At 42.9% G+C, this 17,203-nt stretch carries 18 protein-coding genes; 2 read left to right on the top strand and 16 right to left on the bottom strand.

What is annotated here, in order from left to right; translation table 11 throughout:
• Positions 1 to 41 precede the first annotated feature (41 nt).
• A complete protein-coding gene (locus tag GLW00_RS09425) occupies positions 42 to 614 on the bottom strand; it encodes a TlpA family protein disulfide reductase (protein WP_160913351.1) in 573 nt (190 codons plus the stop codon).
• Between the two features lie 296 nt (positions 615 to 910).
• Entirely contained in the window at positions 911 to 3,616 is a 2,706-nt protein-coding gene (gene acnA, locus GLW00_RS09420) for an aconitate hydratase AcnA (RefSeq protein ID WP_160913349.1), read from the bottom strand.
• 277 nt (positions 3,617 to 3,893) lie between these two features.
• On the opposite strand from acnA, the gene GLW00_RS09415 reads away from it, so the two are divergent.
• Positions 3,894 to 4,322: a DUF2621 family protein gene (locus tag GLW00_RS09415; protein WP_160913347.1), complete on the top strand. Its 429-nt coding sequence runs from the start codon at positions 3,894 to 3,896 to the stop codon at positions 4,320 to 4,322.
• Positions 4,323 to 4,334: 12 nt separating this feature from the next.
• On the opposite strand, the gene GLW00_RS09410 is transcribed toward GLW00_RS09415, so the two are convergent.
• The 8 genes from GLW00_RS09410 to GLW00_RS09375 form a co-directional block, all read right to left on the bottom strand.
• Entirely contained in the window at positions 4,335 to 4,817 is a 483-nt protein-coding gene (locus GLW00_RS09410; RefSeq protein ID WP_160913345.1) for a CcdC family protein, read from the bottom strand.
• A gap of 32 nt (positions 4,818 to 4,849) precedes the next feature.
• A complete protein-coding gene (locus tag GLW00_RS09405; protein WP_160913343.1) occupies positions 4,850 to 5,209 on the bottom strand; it encodes a response regulator in 360 nt (119 codons plus the stop codon).
• A gap of 14 nt (positions 5,210 to 5,223) precedes the next feature.
• On the bottom strand, positions 5,224 to 5,652 hold the full coding sequence (locus GLW00_RS09400) for a Na(+)/H(+) antiporter subunit B (protein ID WP_160913341.1): 429 nt from the start codon (positions 5,650 to 5,652) through the stop codon (positions 5,224 to 5,226).
• Positions 5,653 to 5,716: 64 nt separating this feature from the next.
• A complete protein-coding gene (locus GLW00_RS09395) occupies positions 5,717 to 6,418 on the bottom strand; it encodes a cytochrome c biogenesis CcdA family protein (protein WP_160913339.1) in 702 nt (233 codons plus the stop codon).
• A gap of 139 nt (positions 6,419 to 6,557) precedes the next feature.
• A complete protein-coding gene (locus GLW00_RS09390) occupies positions 6,558 to 6,782 on the bottom strand; it encodes a YneF family protein (RefSeq protein WP_035505139.1) in 225 nt (74 codons plus the stop codon).
• A 305-nt stretch (positions 6,783 to 7,087) separates the two neighbouring features.
• Complete coding sequence (gene tkt, locus GLW00_RS09385) at positions 7,088 to 9,091, bottom strand: transketolase (RefSeq protein ID WP_160913337.1); 2,004 nt, start codon at positions 9,089 to 9,091, stop codon at positions 7,088 to 7,090.
• A gap of 183 nt (positions 9,092 to 9,274) precedes the next feature.
• Entirely contained in the window at positions 9,275 to 9,508 is a 234-nt protein-coding gene (locus GLW00_RS09380) for a DUF896 domain-containing protein (RefSeq protein WP_160913336.1), read from the bottom strand.
• Between the two features lie 84 nt (positions 9,509 to 9,592).
• Positions 9,593 to 10,252, bottom strand: coding sequence for a YneB family resolvase-like protein (locus tag GLW00_RS09375; protein WP_160913334.1), 660 nt, complete (start codon positions 10,250 to 10,252; stop codon positions 9,593 to 9,595).
• Between the two features lie 302 nt (positions 10,253 to 10,554).
• On the opposite strand from GLW00_RS09375, the gene lexA reads away from it, so the two are divergent.
• Positions 10,555 to 11,178: a transcriptional repressor LexA gene (gene lexA, locus GLW00_RS09370; RefSeq protein ID WP_146816304.1), complete on the top strand. Its 624-nt coding sequence runs from the start codon at positions 10,555 to 10,557 to the stop codon at positions 11,176 to 11,178.
• Between the two features lie 157 nt (positions 11,179 to 11,335).
• On the opposite strand, the gene glnA is transcribed toward lexA, so the two are convergent.
• The 6 genes from glnA to hfq form a co-directional block, all read right to left on the bottom strand.
• Positions 11,336 to 12,667, bottom strand: a complete 1,332-nt coding sequence (gene glnA, locus GLW00_RS09365) for a type I glutamate--ammonia ligase (protein ID WP_089652331.1) — start codon at positions 12,665 to 12,667, stop codon at positions 11,336 to 11,338.
• A gap of 24 nt (positions 12,668 to 12,691) precedes the next feature.
• The gene (locus GLW00_RS09360; protein ID WP_089652332.1) at positions 12,692 to 13,096 is read right to left on the bottom strand and encodes a MerR family transcriptional regulator; all 405 of its coding nucleotides are present in this window, start codon (positions 13,094 to 13,096) and stop codon (positions 12,692 to 12,694) included.
• A gap of 126 nt (positions 13,097 to 13,222) precedes the next feature.
• A complete protein-coding gene (locus GLW00_RS09355; protein ID WP_160913332.1) occupies positions 13,223 to 14,470 on the bottom strand; it encodes a methionine gamma-lyase family protein in 1,248 nt (415 codons plus the stop codon).
• A gap of 50 nt (positions 14,471 to 14,520) precedes the next feature.
• Positions 14,521 to 15,753 carry a GTPase HflX gene (gene hflX / locus GLW00_RS09350; protein WP_160913330.1) on the bottom strand — a complete coding sequence of 411 codons (1,233 nt, stop codon included), beginning with the start codon at positions 15,751 to 15,753 and terminating at the stop codon, positions 14,521 to 14,523.
• An 80-nt stretch (positions 15,754 to 15,833) separates the two neighbouring features.
• Positions 15,834 to 16,778 (bottom strand): AAA family ATPase, encoded by a 945-nt coding sequence (locus GLW00_RS09345; protein ID WP_160913328.1) that lies wholly within the window; start codon positions 16,776 to 16,778, stop codon positions 15,834 to 15,836.
• Between the two features lie 157 nt (positions 16,779 to 16,935).
• The gene (hfq, locus tag GLW00_RS09340; RefSeq protein WP_089652336.1) at positions 16,936 to 17,160 is read right to left on the bottom strand and encodes an RNA chaperone Hfq; all 225 of its coding nucleotides are present in this window, start codon (positions 17,158 to 17,160) and stop codon (positions 16,936 to 16,938) included.
• Positions 17,161 to 17,203 lie beyond the last annotated feature (43 nt).

The following is a 17,203-nucleotide window of genomic DNA, read 5'->3' as shown; positions in this document are numbered from 1 at the left end:
CCTTTTATAGGTAGGATTTCCATGAATTGATAAAAATATTCCTATTTCAGCGCATCTTTCTTCTTTTCCATCATTTCGTAGGTCATCGGCCCGACAATTCTTGGTTCTTGAATGACTCCATCTGTACCGATGAAATAAGTGGTAGGAATGGATAGAATCTGGTATGTCTGATTAATCTTGAGTTCTTCATCCAGAAGAATAGGAAATGTATAACCTCCATCTTTGACAAACTGGTCAACATCTTCTATTTTTTTCTCTGTTCCCGTTCCATTAACAGCCAGAATGACCACTTCATCTCCATAATCTTCATGAAATGCCTGCATTTCGGGCATTTCATCACGACAAGGAGGGCACCAAGTCGCCCAATAATTGAGAAAAACTTTTTTACCGCGATAATCAGAAAGCTGAACGGTCTCTCCGTTTAACGTTTTCAAACTGAAGTCAGGAGCCTGCTCCCCTACTTTTATTCCATCTGGTGCATTAGGTGCAAAGATACCTGCTTCCTGATTTGCAGAAGATTTTTGCTGCTCCCCCACATCCTTTTCAGAAAGGGTAGTAAAAATAACGAGACCTAAAAGTATAACCAGGAAAGCTGTTGCCAGCCATTGTTTCATGATGATAGCCTCCGTCCATAATCCAAAACGTTTCTGCTTTATGTATAAGAATAAAGAAAACCATTTATGCTTGTAAAGCTTTATCAGAAAATGTATGAGAGTTGTTATTGATCTTTTTATTTTTTATAACTTTCGGAGTTACTACTAAGTTTGAATAGAGAACAATAGACAAGTCTTACGAATCCACACTTCTTCCTTCAAGCAATGATCGGTGTACATTTCCAATCATTGATCACATGGTTTTTGTGAAGAATAAAAAAATCGCCCTTTAAAAAGGGCGATTTTTAGAAAGAAATTTAGTTCAATTTGTTTCGTAGAACCATTTGTAAAATACCACCGTGGCGGTAGTAATCAACTTCCACTTCACTGTCGAAGCGGGCGATTACTTCAAATTCTTTCTTATTGCCTTCTTCGTCTGTTGCTGTGACTTTGACAAGGTCACGTGGCTTAACTTCTTCACCGACTTGTACGTCGAATGTCTCGCGTCCAGTCAGCCCAAGAGACTCGATGCTGTCTTCAGGTTTGAACTGCAATGGAAGAACACCCATCATAACAAGGTTCGAGCGGTGGATACGCTCAAAGCTTTCAGCGATGACCGTTTTAATTCCAAGAAGATCTGTCCCTTTTGCAGCCCAGTCACGGGAGCTTCCCATACCATAATCATTACCGGCAATGACCATCAACGGAGTCTTATCCTGTTGGTACTTCATTGCTGCTGTATAAATTGGCATTACTTCTTCTGTCGGCCAGTAAGTAGTGAAACCACCTTCAGTACCTGGAGCTAACTCGTTACGGATACGGATATTTGCAAACGTACCACGCATCATAACTTCATGGTTACCACGACGGGAGCCGTAAGAGTTGAAGTTACGAGGACTTACGCCATTGTCTTGCAGGTATTCCCCTGCAGGCATATCTTTTGGAATCGCACCTGCTGGTGAGATGTGGTCCGTTGTTACAGAATCGCCAAATTTACCGATGACACGCATGCCGTTTAATGGCTTAACTGCTTCAGGATCACTGGAAAGTCCTTCGAAGAACGGAGGATTTTGGATGTATGTGGAGTTGTCGTTCCAATCATACAATGGCTCATCCGTTGTTTCGATTTCGTTCCATTTTTCGTTTGAGTTGAATACATTTTCATACTCTTTACGGAAAATCTCAGGTGTAACAACACGGGAAATTTCTGATTTGATCTCTTCTTGAGAAGGCCAAATATCATTGAAATACACGTTGTTTCCTTCATTGTCTTTTCCGATTGGTTCATTTTTAAGGTCAATATCTACAGTACCCGCAAGGGCATAAGCAACTACTAGTGGCGGAGAAGCCAGATAGTTGGCTTTAACTAGTGGATGAATACGTCCTTCGAAGTTACGGTTACCAGACAAGACAGAAGAAGCCGTCAAGTCACTGTCAGCGATAGCTTTTTCAATTTCCGGCAGTAATGGACCTGAGTTACCAATACATGTCGTACATCCATATCCGACCAGGTTGAATCCTAAATCATTCAGGTAAGTCATTAGCCCTGAATCTTCCAGGTAGCGAGTAACAACCTTAGATCCTGGAGCTAAAGAGGTCTTCACGTAATCAGGAACTTGCAAGCCTTTTTCAATCGCTTTTTTAGCGACCAGGCCAGCCCCAAGCATAACGTGAGGGTTGGATGTGTTTGTACAGGAAGTAATAGCGGCGATCGCCAGAGCACCTGTCTTCATAACAGACTTGTCTCCATTATCAAACTGCACTTCAACTTCTTTGTCGAACTCAGATTTATCCAGGCCAAAACCATGGTTTCCTGCTGGACCTGTAATCGCCTTTTCGAATGATTCTTTCATTTGAGAAAGAGGAATCAAATCCTGAGGACGTTTTGGTCCTGACAAGTTCGGCTCCAACTCACCGAGATCGATTTCAACAAGAGATGTGAATTCCGGATCCTCAAAGGACGGATCATACCAAAGGCTGTTCTTCTTGCAGTATTCTTCGACAAGCTTGATTTGCTCCTCAGTACGTCCCGTAAGGCGAAGATACTCAAGAGACTCGCCGTCAACCGGGAAGAAACCACATGTCGCACCATACTCAGGAGCCATGTTGGAGATAGTCGCACGATCTGCCAATGGCATTTCCTGCAAACCTGGCCCGAAAAACTCAACAAACTTCCCGACTACATTTTGTTCACGAAGTTTTTGAGTGACTTTCAGGGCTAAGTCTGTAGCTGTTGTTCCTTGTGGGAAGCTTCCATTCAGCTTCACTCCAATAACTTCTGGAGCTGGGAAGTAGGAAGGTTGACCGAGCATGCCGGCTTCTGCTTCTATACCACCAACACCCCAGCCCAGGACACCAAGACCATTGATCATCGTTGTATGTGAGTCCGTTCCGACAAGTGTATCAGGATAAGTATCATAAGAGCCGTTCTCATTTTCTTTCGCGTGAACGACGTTTGCGATGTATTCAAGGTTTACCTGGTGAACGATCCCTGTTGCAGGTGGAACTGCACGATAGTTATCGAACGCTTTTTGAGCCCAGTGTAGGAATTCATAACGTTCTTCGTTTCGTTCAAATTCCAGCTCCATGTTCACATTCAGTGCATCTGGTGTTCCATACTTGTCCACTTGAACAGAGTGGTCAATAACAAGATCAACAGGAACTTCCGGGTTGATTTTGTCAGGGCTTCCTCCCATATCCACCATCGCTTTTCTAAGAGATGCCAGATCGACTACGGCAGGTACACCGGTGAAGTCTTGTAAAATAACACGGGAAGGCTTAAATGGAACATCTTCCCCTTTAGATTTCTCCGTTCCCCAGTTTGCTAGACTCTCGACGTGATCATCGCTGATGACGCGTCCGTCATGTTGACGTAATAGAGATTCTAGTAGGATACGGATGGAGAAAGGTAGACGGGAAATCTTACCATGTCCCGCATCTTCTAAGGCTTTCAAATCGTAATAGTTGTACGTTTGGCCATTGAGTTCAAATTGTTTGCGAGCATTAAAAGCATTGCTAGCCATATTCCTTTTACCCCCTCATCAATATTCAATAGTGAACCTTTTTTAGGTTTCACTATTCCCCAAATTCTTACATTTGTTCCCTTTGTATAAATCAAGTTCACAAATCTGCAATCCTTATTGTAAATGAAAACGATTTATAAGTAAAATGAATGACCACAAATTTTTCTGAATTTGATAAATTTTATACAAAAACCTACATAAACGTACGCTTGTATTTAAAGAGTCAACCTTTTATAATGAAATTAGAAAAGTCTAAGACAATGAAACAGGTGATAATATGTCAGGTGGATTTGCCCTATTTATCGTCGGGTGGATTGTCATTATGGTTGGTTTGATGAGCATTGGTGGTTTCTTTATGTTCCGCAAATTTCTTAAACGCCTTCCAAAAGAAGACGGAAAATCAATCATTGATTGGGAAGAATATTATGTGGACAAAACAAAACACATGTGGTCTGCAGAACAAAAAGATTTATTGGAAGAGTTGATTTCTCCCGTCCCTGAGATCTTCCGGGATGTAGCAAGACAAAAAATCGCTGGCCGTATCGGAGAAATCGCCCTACAGAAAAAGAAGAAGAAAATCACCCAGGAGATTTTAATTGAGGGCTACATACGAGCCACTCCAAAGCGAGACCATAAGTTTCTCGTCAGAAAGTTAGAAGAGAAAAAAATAGACATGAGCCCTTATGATGTACTGATTGAACGTTAAAAAGGACCCGGCTTAAGCCAGGTCCTTTTTTAGTTCCAATTTTTTCTCTAACTGTAAGTATTGTTTCAACATGGCGATCCGCCAAGTCATAATCATACCGAAGGCCAGCAGAAAGAACATTCCACTCGTTTCTCCAAGGGATACATGCTGCCCTATAATAATTTTGAAAACCACTCTCAAAATCAGGAGTCCGAAAAGAATAAACACGAAGGCCCTTGATGGCTTTAAATAAATATCTCCATCCCTCACCTCAAATTTCGAAGTTCGAATGAGGAATATCGAAAAAATCACACCAATGAGTACAGCCTCAATGACCTGGGTCCATTCAACTCTGAACACTGGAAATACAAACATGAGAGCCCCTGTGCTCATCATGAAAGGCGGCAGAATGATTTTTTTTACACTTGCGGGTTTTTTAGCCGCCCGCAATCGGACGAAGATCATCGCTGTTGCCATCCCAGCAGCGACAATGGTACTTGCAATTAACCAAAACATAACGATTCACTCTTTCTACTCTGTCCTTAATATCAGTTCAACACAAGATCAATGGCATCCAGGACCCGAGCTTCATCAAAGGGTTTAACGATGAAGTCTTTTGCTCCACATTCAATAGCCTTTAAGACCATTTTCTGCTGCCCCATCGCTGAACACATGATGACTTTTGCTTCATTAGAAACCTGTTGGATCTCTTTAAGAGCATCAATGCCGTTCATTTCCGGCATTGTAATATCCAGCGTAACCAGGTCTGGTCGAAGCGAACCATATTTCTCAACCGCTTCTTTTCCATTATCGGCTTCCCCTACAACTTCATGTTGTCCTTTTTCCAGGATGTTTTTTAAAGTTACCCGCATGAACTTGGCATCATCGACAATTAATACCCTAGCCATTACATGCTGCCCTTTTAATCCCTGTCATAAGCAATGGTCAAAATGATCGTCATGGTTACGCCAACAACAGCTAGATAAACACCGAGGTCGAACAGAAGCGCCGTGGCAAGTTCTGTTTTGCCAAGGATCGGTAGTTGAAAGTAAGCAAACGTTTGAGTCAGGAAAGGTGCGTCAAACACCATTCCACCAATCCCGGTTGCTGCCGCTACCATCAATCCAACCGGAATCAGAAAACGGAAATTAATCGGAAGGATTTTTTCCATCGCTTTACTTCCATAGGCCATGTACATGAGGATAATGGCCGCAGCTGTCATTAAACCACCAATAAACCCTCCACCTGGAGCATTATGTCCAGCAAAAAATAAATAAACGGAAAACCCTAGCAGGATAAAGGCGATTAGTGTGGTCGTAGTTCTTAATATAATATCGTTGGTCTGGGTCATAAAAAAGCTCCTTTATTTTTTCTCTAGTATCATCTTAATATAAATACTCATTAAAATCCACGGCTTAGAACCCTTGGAAATCAAAGACTCCGGCTAGATACGAGGTCAGCATAGTCATCCAGTCGAAATAAAGAGCAATCCCGACGAGGATCATGATATACCCACCTATCTTAACAATTCCCGTACTATGAGTTTTAATCCAATTCAATTTCCCAATGAAGAAGGACAGGGCTAGAAAAGGAATGGAAAAACCAAGAGAATAAGACAGCATCATAACTAAGAAAAGTTCCGGAGAATCCGCGGCCAACGAAAGGACAGAAGCAAGGATTGGACCTGTACAAGGTGTCCAGCCGAGTGAGAATGTAAGACCAATAAGAAACGTGCCTATGTATCCAGAGGGCCTATTCTTGAAAGTGATTTTCCGGTCTTTCATTAAAAAATCGAAGTTGAACACCCCAATAATGACAAATCCGAAGAAAATAATCAGAATGGATCCTAAACGACGGATCACGGATTCATATTGTATGAAAAACTGTGCAAACAACGATCCTGAAAACCCTAAGAGTAAGAAGATCGTTGTAAATCCTAGTAAGAACAAAACCGTATGGATCAGACTTGCTCTTTTCAGCATCCCATTGTCTTCTTTTAATTCATGCACACTCATCCCGGTAATGTAGGAAAGGAATGCAGGATATAAAGGAAATACGCACGGGGATATAAACGATAAAAAACCTGCTCCGAAAGCAAGGAAGAGATTCACATCCATTCAATCATCACACCTTCATTCATAGTCGCCTCTTATTGTATCAGAGCTTCAGGACTAACACGATGTTTATCTTGTGAACATCTCAGGAAGTCCGCATAGAGAAAGCCTTCTTTCGTTTACGAAAGAAGGCTTTGTGTCATTATTTCATTTGATTGTTCATTGAACGCATCATCTGATTGATTTTCTTCTGTGAAGGCTTTTGGCCCATCTGCATCATCAATGTGCGCAACATTTGTTCGTTAATTGGCGGGTTTTTTTTCAAATAGTTCATCATGTACTTTCTTGCGATGAAGAAGCCTAGAGCTGCACCACCGACAAGAGTCAATAAAGCAATGATGATAACCCAAACGATCCCCAATGTCATGACTTCGTCTTCCTCCTTCGTGTTGTCTCCCATAACAGTATAGTAAAACGTTCTTTAGAATACAATAGTCGTTTCTATAAGACTAGAGACCAAACGCTACTATAGGATCAACCGTCACTTTAAATAAGCAAAAACACCCTGAAATGAAGGATTATCCGCAATGACAGATGACCGTAACAGAGACAACAATCATTCTTATGAATATTATATCATATAGAGCTGGGAAACCGAAAATGGTTATCCCTACGATCTCACTATTCAGCCAAAAAAGAAGCTGCCTCAGAAACAGGCAGCTTCTTTCTTGTTTATTTCATTAAGTTTTCCGCATGCTTGACTACGTTTTCTACTGTAAAACCATAGTTCTCAATTACAGTATTTCCTGGCGCAGAAGCACCGAACTTGTCAATTCCGATGACGGAACCATCAAGACCTACATAACGGTCCCAACCGAATGAAGCGCCCATTTCAACTGCCAGACGTTTGCGGACAGAAGAAGGCAATACCTGTTCCTTGTATTCCTTAGGCTGAGCTTCGAAGCGATCGAATGAAGGTACACTGACAACGCGGACGTCATAGCCATTCTTTTTCAATTCAGCTTGAGCTTCAACAATCAGCTGCACCTCAGAACCTGAAGCAAGTAGGATCGCATCCGGCTCTTCTTTATCAGAATCGCTAAGGATGTATGCCCCTTTCTTCATTCCTTCATAGGCATGTTCCTCTGTACCTTTTAGAGTCGGTAAACCTTGACGTGTAAGGACAAGTGCTGTTGGAGTCGATTCAGACTCTAAAGCAAGTCGCCATGCCGCATTGGTTTCGTTCCCATCCGCAGGACGGAGTACAGAAAGGTTTGGCATTGCACGAAGTGAAGCCAATTGTTCAACAGGTTCGTGGGTCGGACCATCTTCACCAACAGCAACAGAATCATGAGTGAAAACATAGTTCACCGGCAGGTTCTGCAGAGCGGATAGACGGACAGCAGGACGCAGATAGTCACTAAAGACGAAGAATGTACCCGCATATACTTTAAGACCACCATGAAGTCCCATTCCGTTTAAGGCAGCCGCCATGGCAAATTCACGAACACCGAACCAGATGTTTCGACCTGCGTAGTTGTTACGTGAGAAGTCCTCTTCGTCTTTGACGGCCGTTTTGTTTGAACCTGCCAGGTCGGCACTACCACCAAAGAAGTTAGGGATCGCTTGAGAAAGAGCATTAATCGCATCACCAGATGCTGCGCGTGTGGCCGGGCTGTCTTCCCCTACCTGGTATGTTGGAAGGCTTTGATCCCAACCTTCAGGAAGTTCACCACGAATCGCACGCTCAAACTCTTCAGCAAGTTCAGGATGCGCCTCTTTGTACTGAGCCAATAGATTGTTCCAGGATTCTTCTTTATCCTGACCATTTTGCTGAACTTTTTCTTTGAAGTCCTGATAAACTTCTTCAGGTACGTGGAACGGCTCATGTTCCCACTCATAGAACTGCTTCGCTGCTGTAACTTCCTCATCACCTAAAGGAGCACCATGAGAAGCAGACTTACCAGACTTGTTAGGAGATCCATACCCAATGACCGTTTTCACTTCAATCATTGTAGGCTGATCAGTGTTTGCTTTAGCTTTCTCTAAGGCTTTCGCAACTTCTTCTGTATTCGTGCCCTCCTCTACACGGATAACTTGCCATCCATAAGCTTCATATCGTTTTTCGACACTTTCGCTGAAGGAACGGTCAAGATCTCCATCAAGAGAAATATCATTGGAATCATAAAGAACAATCAATTTACCAAGGCCAAGGTGACCGGCAAGAGAAGCAGATTCTTGTGATACTCCCTCCATCAAATCACCATCACCGCAAATTGTATAAGTGTAATGGTCAACGACGTTGTAACCTTCACGGTTATATTTCGCAGAAAGATGAGCTTCAGCCATCGCCATTCCGGTCGCCATTGCAATACCTTGTCCAAGGGGACCTGTAGTTGCTTCTACACCGTCTGTGTGACCAAACTCTGGGTGACCAGGGGTTTTGGAATCCCATTGACGGAACGACTTAAGGTCGTCCATCGTCACATTATAACCAGATAGGTGGAGCAAGCTGTAAAGAAGCATAGAACCGTGTCCAGCTGATAGGACGAAACGGTCACGGTCGAACCAGTTCGAGTTTTTTGGATTGTGATCCATGAACTGAGTCCATAGCGTATACGCCATCGGCGCTGCACCCATTGGCATCCCCGGGTGGCCGGAGTTTGCTTTTTCTACTGCATCGATTGTTAAAGTTCTAATCGTATTGATTGATGTTTGTTCAAGGCTGTTTGCCATGTTCAACATTCCCCTTTCTTTTCAGGTATATGTACCATATATTATCCTATAATGAAAATCGTTTCGAAACAAGCTTTGTGCAAAATTTCGCACAGCCTCAGACCTAATTTCCCCCTTATCCAAGGAATTAAACAAGAAAAACCCGCATTCGAAAATAGATCGAATACGGACGAATGATCAAGATTAATTCTTTTTCTCGTTCTTTTGCATTTGACGAAGCTTCTCTGGAGTTACGTCATTCCCTTTCGGATCAATGACGGTCACACCTTTAAGTTGATTTTTGAAGGATGCACGGGCGTTTTTCAAATATTCCTGGCGCAGCTTCTGCTGCTCTGCTTTTTCTTCCTTCGAAAGCTCTTCCTGCTTAGATTTATTAGCTAGTTCATTTATACGACTAATTTTTTCTTTTGATAACATAGATCCTTCTCCTTTACTCATAGTCTGGATCGCAAAACATGAAAAAGACAAGAAATCCATAGATCCTTGTCCGTGTACCTAATATTATCGTGATTCTTCTTCTTTTTCAAGCGATAGGTACTCTTTGTATCTACGATGCACCGTAGCTTTTGATACGTCATATCCCAAACCTCTCAAAGTCGCTGCAATATCTTTGAAGGTCAAATCATTTTTCCTTAACCGAACAACCTCCTCAATGGGAAACTCGATTCTCTCACGTCCGGGTGCCTGATCACGATTGGATAAGTTGGCGGATGGATCGTAGCCGCCCTCTACAGCTTTTCTCATCCCACGCCGTATTTTCATATTATGTATCTTCCTTTGGTATTCTTCTACAATGCCGACAATCTGTAAAACCATCGAATCCGATTCCGATAACTGAAGCTCCCCCTGGTTAGATAGGGAGTACACCTTGATCTCCAACCGATTTAATTGATGGAATAAAGCAATCTTCGTGTTTCCCCGACCTAAGCGTGTTTCATCCTGAATCAATAAGGCATCCGCACGTCCGGAAGAAAAGCATTCCAGCATGCGGAAAATCCCTTCACGTTCAATATCGTAACCACTCGCCTGCTCTTCAATACAATCAACCACTTCGAAGTCATGACTTTCCGCCATGGATATCAATTCAGCTCTTTGTCGTTTTAGTGAAGTCACTTGAGCTTCTTTTTCCGTACTTACTCTGCAATATAAAATTACCTTCAATTAATATGTTCCTCTCTCTTTCTCTATTATACAGCTGTGACCATAGAATAATAGAGAATGATAAAACTCACAATAAAAAGAATAATGTAGGTGTAATCCAGCTTAGATAATTTGTTAAACATTGATAACCCCTCCGTTTTCCTTAGAACGAACGTTCTTAAGAACTTGTGTTCGCTTTTGTTACTTCCATTATATACGAACACAAGTTCTTGTCAATGGTTTTTTTCGAACGCGTGTTTGTATTTTTGAAATATAAGTGGTACAATGTGGTTACTATAATCCTATGTACGAGGTGCTAATCTATGAGTAAACTTTCAAAGCGGCAGCAGGAAATACTAGATTTTATTAAAGAACAAGTCCTATCCAAAGGGTATCCACCATCCGTAAGAGAGATTGGCCAGTCCGTCGGTCTCGCTTCAAGTTCGACAGTTCATGGTCACTTATCCAGACTGGAGAAAAAAGGATACATCAGACGTGACCCGACCAAACCTCGTGCCATTGAAGTGATCGAATTAGAAGAAGATCACAGCATCCCGAGAAGCGAAGCTTCTTACGCTCCAGTAATCGGTAAAGTCACGGCGGGGTCACCGATTACAGCTGTTGAAAACATTGAAGAATATGTCCCTCTACCAGATACACTTGCAGGGTCGGATGACAACACGTTCGTTCTAATCGTACAAGGAGAAAGTATGATTGAGGCAGGAATTCTTGATGGAGATATGGTTATCGTCAGACAGCAACAGACGGCGCAGAACGGCGACATCGTTGTTGCGATGACAGAAGACGAAGAAGCCACTGTGAAGCGGTTCTTCAAGGAAAGAAATCATGTTCGCTTGCAGCCTGAGAACGCAACGATGGAACCCATTCTATTACAGGATGTATCCATCCTAGGGAAAGTCGTAGGTCTTTACAGGACCGTACACTAAAAGAAAGAGGCGAGGTTTAGTTTAACTCGCCTCTTTCTTTATTTATATCAAGCTCATAACTTTCAACGAAAAAAATTTCTCTTATTTTCGCTCGTAAAGTGAATCTTCTTGAACACAGAAAAACCCTTGAAGTAAACTACTTCAAGGGTTTTATCATTTAATATGTCTGTAGATATTGTTCGCGTTCCCACGGATGGACCTGTGTGCGGAACATATCCCATTCGATTTCCTTCGCTTCAATGAAGTGTTCAAACAGGTGCTCGCCGAGAGCTTCTACCATGATTGGATCTTGATGCAGCTCTTCCAATGCATCATATAGAGTAGCTGGGAGATCTTTCACTCCGTGTGCTTCCCGTTCTTTTTTATCCATCACGTAAATGTTTCGATCGACAGGAGCAGGTGCTTCCAGTTTATTTTCCACACCATCAAGTCCAGCAGCAAGAAGGACCGCCATCGCCATGTATGGGTTCGCTGAAGGATCCACACTGCGGACTTCGATTCTTGTGCTCAATCCACGGGATGTCGGTACGCGTACAAGTGGACTACGGTTTTGACCGGACCATGCAACATAACATGGAGCCTCATAGCCTGGTACAAGACGCTTGTAAGAGTTGACGGTAGGATTTGTCACGGCTGTGAAGTTCGTTGCATGCTTGATGATGCCTGCTGTGAACTGGTAAGCGACTTCTGACAATTGTTCCTTCCCTTTCTCATCGAAGAAAGCATTGCCCTTTTCATTGAAAAGAGACATGTTCGCGTGCATACCCGACCCGTTTACGCCGAACAATGGTTTAGGCATGAATGTTGCATGCAAACCATGTTGACGTGCAATGGTTTTTACGACGAGTTTGAATGTTTGGATATCATCACAGTGCTTGACGGCATCTGCATATTTGAAATCAATTTCGTGCTGACCTGGAGCTACCTCGTGGTGCGAGGCTTCGATTTCAAAGCCCATTTCCTCAAGCTCAAGGACAATATCACGACGGCAGTTTTCACCAAGGTCGGTCGGTGCCAAGTCGAAATAGCCACCTTTATCATTCAACTCCATCGTCGGTTCGCCTTTTTCATCTAATTTAAATAGGAAAAATTCAGGTTCTGTACCAATGTTGAAAGCAGAAAAGCCGAGTTTCTCCATTTTTTTGATGTTACGCTTCAGATTGTAGCGCGGGCATCCTTCAAAAGGAGTTTGGTCTGGGTTGTAGATGTCACAGATGAATCGTGCGACCTTCCCTTTTTCTGAAGTCCAAGGGAAAACGACGAACGTATCCAGGTCTGGAACCAAATACATGTCAGACTCCTCGATACGAACGAATCCTTCAATAGAGGACCCGTCAAACATCATCATGCCATCAATAGCTTTATCCAACTGGCTTAGTGGGATTTCCACGTTTTTGATCGTACCAAGCATATCCGTAAACTGAAGGCGGATAAACTTGACGTTTTCCTCATCGATTTTTTTGTAGATTTCTTCTTTTGTTAAACCCATTGAATTTCTCCTCTCAACACAAAATTAATGGAAGAACCTCGACATTTCTCCCTGCCTGATTGCTAATTTACCTTGTCTTCCCGCTGTGAATAGTTCTCGTTGCAGCATACGACGAAGTTCTTTTTCGGTAAGTTCATTGTGTACTTCCTTCACTTGATCCTCATCATATACCTCATTATCTGGCTGATCATTCAGCTTCAGAACTTTCTTGATTCCGGCCATGTTCACACCTTGATCGATCAGGTCTTTTATTTCGAGAAGACGATCGACGTCATTGAATGAAAACATGCGACGGTTACCTTCTGAACGGGCCGGCTGTACCAGCTCGTGCTGTTCGTAGTACCGGATCTGCCGTGCAGTAAGGTCTGTCAAGGATTGAACAATCCCCATCGGGAATAACGGCATTGAACGACGAATTTCATCACTCATCGATGTGCCACCTCCCCATAAGAATGATACTTTAATTATACGTCACGAAAGGGATATGTCAACATATGTGAGGAATGTTCACACAATTTATCGCTGTTTTTTGAAAGGGTTACCATCCCCGTAGCTTCAGGCTTTGACCATACCCTCTTCGATTAATTGTTCCACTGCTTGTACGACAGCGATCTTAACATGGGCATAGGTCAATCCACCTTGGACGAAAGCAGTGTAAGGGGGGCGGATGGGACCATCAGCGGTCAATTCGAGGCTTGCGCCCTGAATGAAAGTCCCAGCAGCCATAATGACTTCGTCCTCGTATCCCGGCATGGCGCTCGGTTCGGGTTTGAAATGGGAATTCACTGGAGATGCCTGCTGTATGGATTGGCAGAATCTGATCATTTGTTCAGCCGTTTTGAAGTTGACGGATTGAATTAAATCCGTTCGTTTTTTATTATAAGCAGGATTCGTGTCGAAACCATATTCACTTAAATATTTAGAAGTGAAAATAGCTCCTTTCAAAGCTTCCCCTACGACATGTGGGGCTAGAAAGATGCCCTGATACATCTCCTGAAGGCTATTTAAACTCGGTCCTGTTTCCTTCCCTAACCCAGGAGCAGTCAAGCGGTAGCTGCATTTTTCAATTAAGGATTTGCTCCCTGCAATGTAACCACCGACCCTGGCAATTCCACCTCCCGGGTTTTTAATTAACGAACCAGCAATTAGATCAGCGCCAACTTCAAGTGGTTCCTTCATTTCTACAAACTCACCATAACAATTGTCAACAAACATAATTACATCTTCTTTGATCTCACGGACGAACTGTATGATCGACTGTAATTCCTCAATGAGAAATGATGGACGATCCTCGTACCCTTTAGATCGTTGGATGGCTACTACCTTCGTTTTTTCACGCATAGCTTCCCGGATTCTATCATGGGAAAAAGACCCGTTTTCTTCTAAAGGAACCGTTTGGTAACTGATACCAAAATCACGTAAAGAACCTGTATCCTTATTTCCTCCAGAACCAATGACTTCTCTCAGGGTGTCATAGGGCTCTCCTGATATGTAAAGCAGTTCATCTCCAGGTCGCAGGACACCAAACAAGGCAGTCGTAATCGCATGCGTTCCGGAGATGAGCTGAGGTCTGACAAGGGCATCTTCCGCTTCAAATATTTCTGCATACAATGCTTCAAGGGTGTCCCGCCCAAAGTCATCATATCCATACCCCGTCGTCGGATTAAAGTGAGAATCGCTGACCCTCAGTTTATGGAAGGCCTTCAAAACCTTTTGCTGATTGTGCTCGACAATCTCTTCCACGTGATCATGTTGAGGCTTAATTTCTTTTGTTACGCGTTGCTTCAATTCTTGAATATTCATGATGAGTCCTCTTCCTATTTTGCAGTATTTCGTTGATTCAACGTTTTCATTTATAATATTTGGTGTTTCAATGGGTGCTCTGGATGGATGAAACCATGAAGAGCGTACCCCTCTTTTTCTTCAAAGAAATGAATGCTTGTAATCATGCTGTAAGCCTTGAATTGCTGGAGCCGTTTCCCGTCAGAAGCTGGTACGAAAACGTCATACTCGTCCCACTCTTCCTTTAGTACCTCTTCTATTTTATGAAGAACCCTTTTACGATCAATCGGATCATGTACACTCACCGTCAGCGAAGGGAAAGAGTGGGGAATGAAATCCTCCTTAAGGAGATCTTTCTTATTGTAAACGGTCAGAACCGGCAGCTGACCAGCCCCAAGGTCCTCCAATAACTTCAATACAGTCTTTTCCTGCTGCATATGATCAGGGTGTGAAGCATCAACCATATGAACAATAAAGTCAGCTTCTGTCACTTCTTCTAACGTAGACCGGAAGGCTGCAATAAGCGTCGTTGGCAGGTCCTGAATAAATCCTACCGTATCGGAGAGAAGCGCCAAAAAGCCAGAAGGAAGGCTCATCTGTCTTGTCAAAGGATCGAGTGTAGCAAACAATAAATCCTCTTCAAAAGACTGGCTGTCCGTTACTCTGTTGAAGAACGTCGATTTACCAGCATTCGTATAACCGACGATCGCTACTTGAAAGGCACGGTTTTCTTTTCTGCGTTTTCGATACTGCTCACGTTGTTTGACAACCGTATCCAGCCGCTTCTTAATATCATCAATTCTTCTTTGGATATGCCGGCGGTCGGTTTCCAGTTTGGTTTCACCCGGACCACGCGTACCAATTCCTCCACCTAAGCGGGATAAGGCCGTCCCTTGACCGGAAAGCCGTGGAAGCAAATACTGCAGTTGGGCAAGTTCCACCTGCAATTTCCCTTCCTTTGTACGTGCCCGTCCTGCAAAAATGTCCAGGATCAGCTGACTTCTGTCGATGACGCGAACTCCGATTCTGTCCGATATATTTCTAAGCTGACCTGGTGATAACTCATCATTGAATATCACCAATTCAGCTTCAGATTCCTCTGCTGCTTCTTTTATTTCTTCCAGTTTGCCCTCACCTAAATATGTAGCCGGGTGAACCCGGTCACGCTTCTGAGTTATAATTTTGCATACTTCTCCATTAGCGGTCTCAGTAAGTGATTGAAGCTCCTCCAAAGAAGACTGAAACCGTTCTTCTTGTTCGAATGGTTCTCTCCTTGCAACCAACACGACCATTTCTTTTTCCATCTGTCTCTTCACCTACTCTTCCATCTGCCTGTATCTTTTTCATCATAACAGAAAATCGTTTCCTATGAATGTACGAGTGTTTAGAACACGTCTGTTTCTTTTAATGGAACATCAAAGTCTTCTGCTTGAAGGGTCATCAGTGCTTTTTTCTTCGGGTTTGCTGTGCTGATTACTCTCCAGGCATGCTTTCGAATGGCTTCTTCAATGAGGTTCCTTACATAGCGGGCATTCGAAAAATTTTCCTCACGTCTTGAGTACATGTATGCGAGATGCTGAAAAAGTTTCCGTTCCGCTTCTTTTGTTAAACAATATTCCCTTTCTTCAATCATTCCAAAAGCAATCTGTGTAAGTTCTCTAGCCGAATAATCCTTGAATGAAAGCTGGATGGGAAACCTGGAAGCGAGCCCTGGATTTAAGGTCAGAAAATCTTCCATCTCCTCAGGATACCCCGCAAGAATAATAATGCATTCATTATGATGATCTTCCATGCATTTCACTAACGTATCAATCGCTTCTTTTCCGAAATCCTTTTCTCCACCTCTCGCTAATGAATAGGCTTCATCAATAAAAAGGACGCCCCCCAATGCTTTATGAATAAGATCCTTCGTTTTTTGAGCTGTATGACCAATATATTCTCCTACAAGGTCGCTCCTATCCGCTTCAATGAATTGACCTTTCTCAAGCACCCCTACATCGCGGAATAAAGCAGCAACCATTCGCGCGATGGTCGTTTTACCCGTACCGGGGTTTCCGTGAAAGACCATATGCAGAACTTGTGCATTCGACTTCAATCCTGCTTCTTCTCTCTTCTTTGAAACGAGCACCTGGGCATAGATTTCTTTGACCCTGGTCTTCAGATCCTCCATTCCAATGATGGAAGAAAAAAATTCCTCAATTTTCAAAAAAGGAGACCCTGTTTGTTTGAGGGCAGCTGCTTTCCGATCTGGAATCGCTTTTTCTTTAGATTCATTTAACACAATATTGATCGTGCTGCTTGTTCTCGCTGTTTTCGCTTGGGGTTGCACATCAATCCCTCCTCATTCTTCTTCATCATACGCGGAGGTGAGGTTCCCTGTGACAAACGCCCAAAAGATGAACGCACAACATCATTTCCTTTATCCATGAAAGAAGCGGAGGCCTTAAAAAGGCCTCCGCTTCTTTCGGTTTCATCAACCATTCACACTATTCTTTATCCAATGAAACATTTTTTACAGGAGCAAATGTTGAAATGGCATGTTTAAAGATTAATTGCTGTTTTCCTTCTGTCTCCAGCAAGACAGTGAAATTGTCGAAGGCTTTGACGATGCCTCTCAATTGAAATCCATTGAGCAGAAAGACAGTCACCTGCATGCGTTCTTTCCTTAATTGATTCAAATAATTGTCCTGGATATTAACCGATTGGGCCATGGATCTTCCTCCTCTTTTCTATCTGTAATAATACGATTCTACG

This window comes from Halobacillus litoralis (assembly GCF_009856445.1).
In the GTDB taxonomy this organism is placed as follows: domain Bacteria; phylum Bacillota; class Bacilli; order Bacillales; family Halobacillaceae; genus Halobacillus; species Halobacillus litoralis.
The sequence above is the reverse complement of the archived record's forward strand: the minus strand, read 5'-3'. Positions and strand labels throughout refer to the sequence as shown.

Bases quoted from the DNA above. Each gene is read 5' to 3' on its own strand.
- GLW00_RS09360 (WP_089652332.1), bottom strand. From the start codon at position 13,096: ATGAGTGATGAAATTCGTCGTTCAATGCCGTTATTCCCGATGGGGATT.
- GLW00_RS09395 (WP_160913339.1), bottom strand. From the start codon at position 6,418: ATGGATGTGAATCTCTTCCTTGCTTTCGGAGCAGGTTTTTTATCGTTT.
- GLW00_RS09425 (WP_160913351.1), bottom strand. From the start codon at position 614: ATGAAACAATGGCTGGCAACAGCTTTCCTGGTTATACTTTTAGGTCTC.
- lexA (WP_146816304.1), top strand. From the start codon at position 10,555: ATGAGTAAACTTTCAAAGCGGCAGCAGGAAATACTAGATTTTATTAAA.
- GLW00_RS09380 (WP_160913336.1), bottom strand. From the start codon at position 9,508: ATGTTATCAAAAGAAAAAATTAGTCGTATAAATGAACTAGCTAATAAA.
- acnA (WP_160913349.1), bottom strand. From the start codon at position 3,616: ATGGCTAGCAATGCTTTTAATGCTCGCAAACAATTTGAACTCAATGGC.
- GLW00_RS09355 (WP_160913332.1), bottom strand. From the start codon at position 14,470: ATGAATATTCAAGAATTGAAGCAACGCGTAACAAAAGAAATTAAGCCT.
- GLW00_RS09405 (WP_160913343.1), bottom strand. From the start codon at position 5,209: ATGGCTAGGGTATTAATTGTCGATGATGCCAAGTTCATGCGGGTAACT.
- hfq (WP_089652336.1), bottom strand. From the start codon at position 17,160: ATGGCCCAATCGGTTAATATCCAGGACAATTATTTGAATCAATTAAGG.
- hflX (WP_160913330.1), bottom strand. From the start codon at position 15,753: ATGGAAAAAGAAATGGTCGTGTTGGTTGCAAGGAGAGAACCATTCGAA.
- tkt (WP_160913337.1), bottom strand. From the start codon at position 9,091: ATGGCAAACAGCCTTGAACAAACATCAATCAATACGATTAGAACTTTA.
- GLW00_RS09415 (WP_160913347.1), top strand. From the start codon at position 3,894: ATGTCAGGTGGATTTGCCCTATTTATCGTCGGGTGGATTGTCATTATG.
- GLW00_RS09390 (WP_035505139.1), bottom strand. From the start codon at position 6,782: ATGACATTGGGGATCGTTTGGGTTATCATCATTGCTTTATTGACTCTT.
- glnA (WP_089652331.1), bottom strand. From the start codon at position 12,667: ATGGGTTTAACAAAAGAAGAAATCTACAAAAAAATCGATGAGGAAAAC.
- GLW00_RS09410 (WP_160913345.1), bottom strand. From the start codon at position 4,817: ATGTTTTGGTTAATTGCAAGTACCATTGTCGCTGCTGGGATGGCAACA.
- GLW00_RS09400 (WP_160913341.1), bottom strand. From the start codon at position 5,652: ATGACCCAGACCAACGATATTATATTAAGAACTACGACCACACTAATC.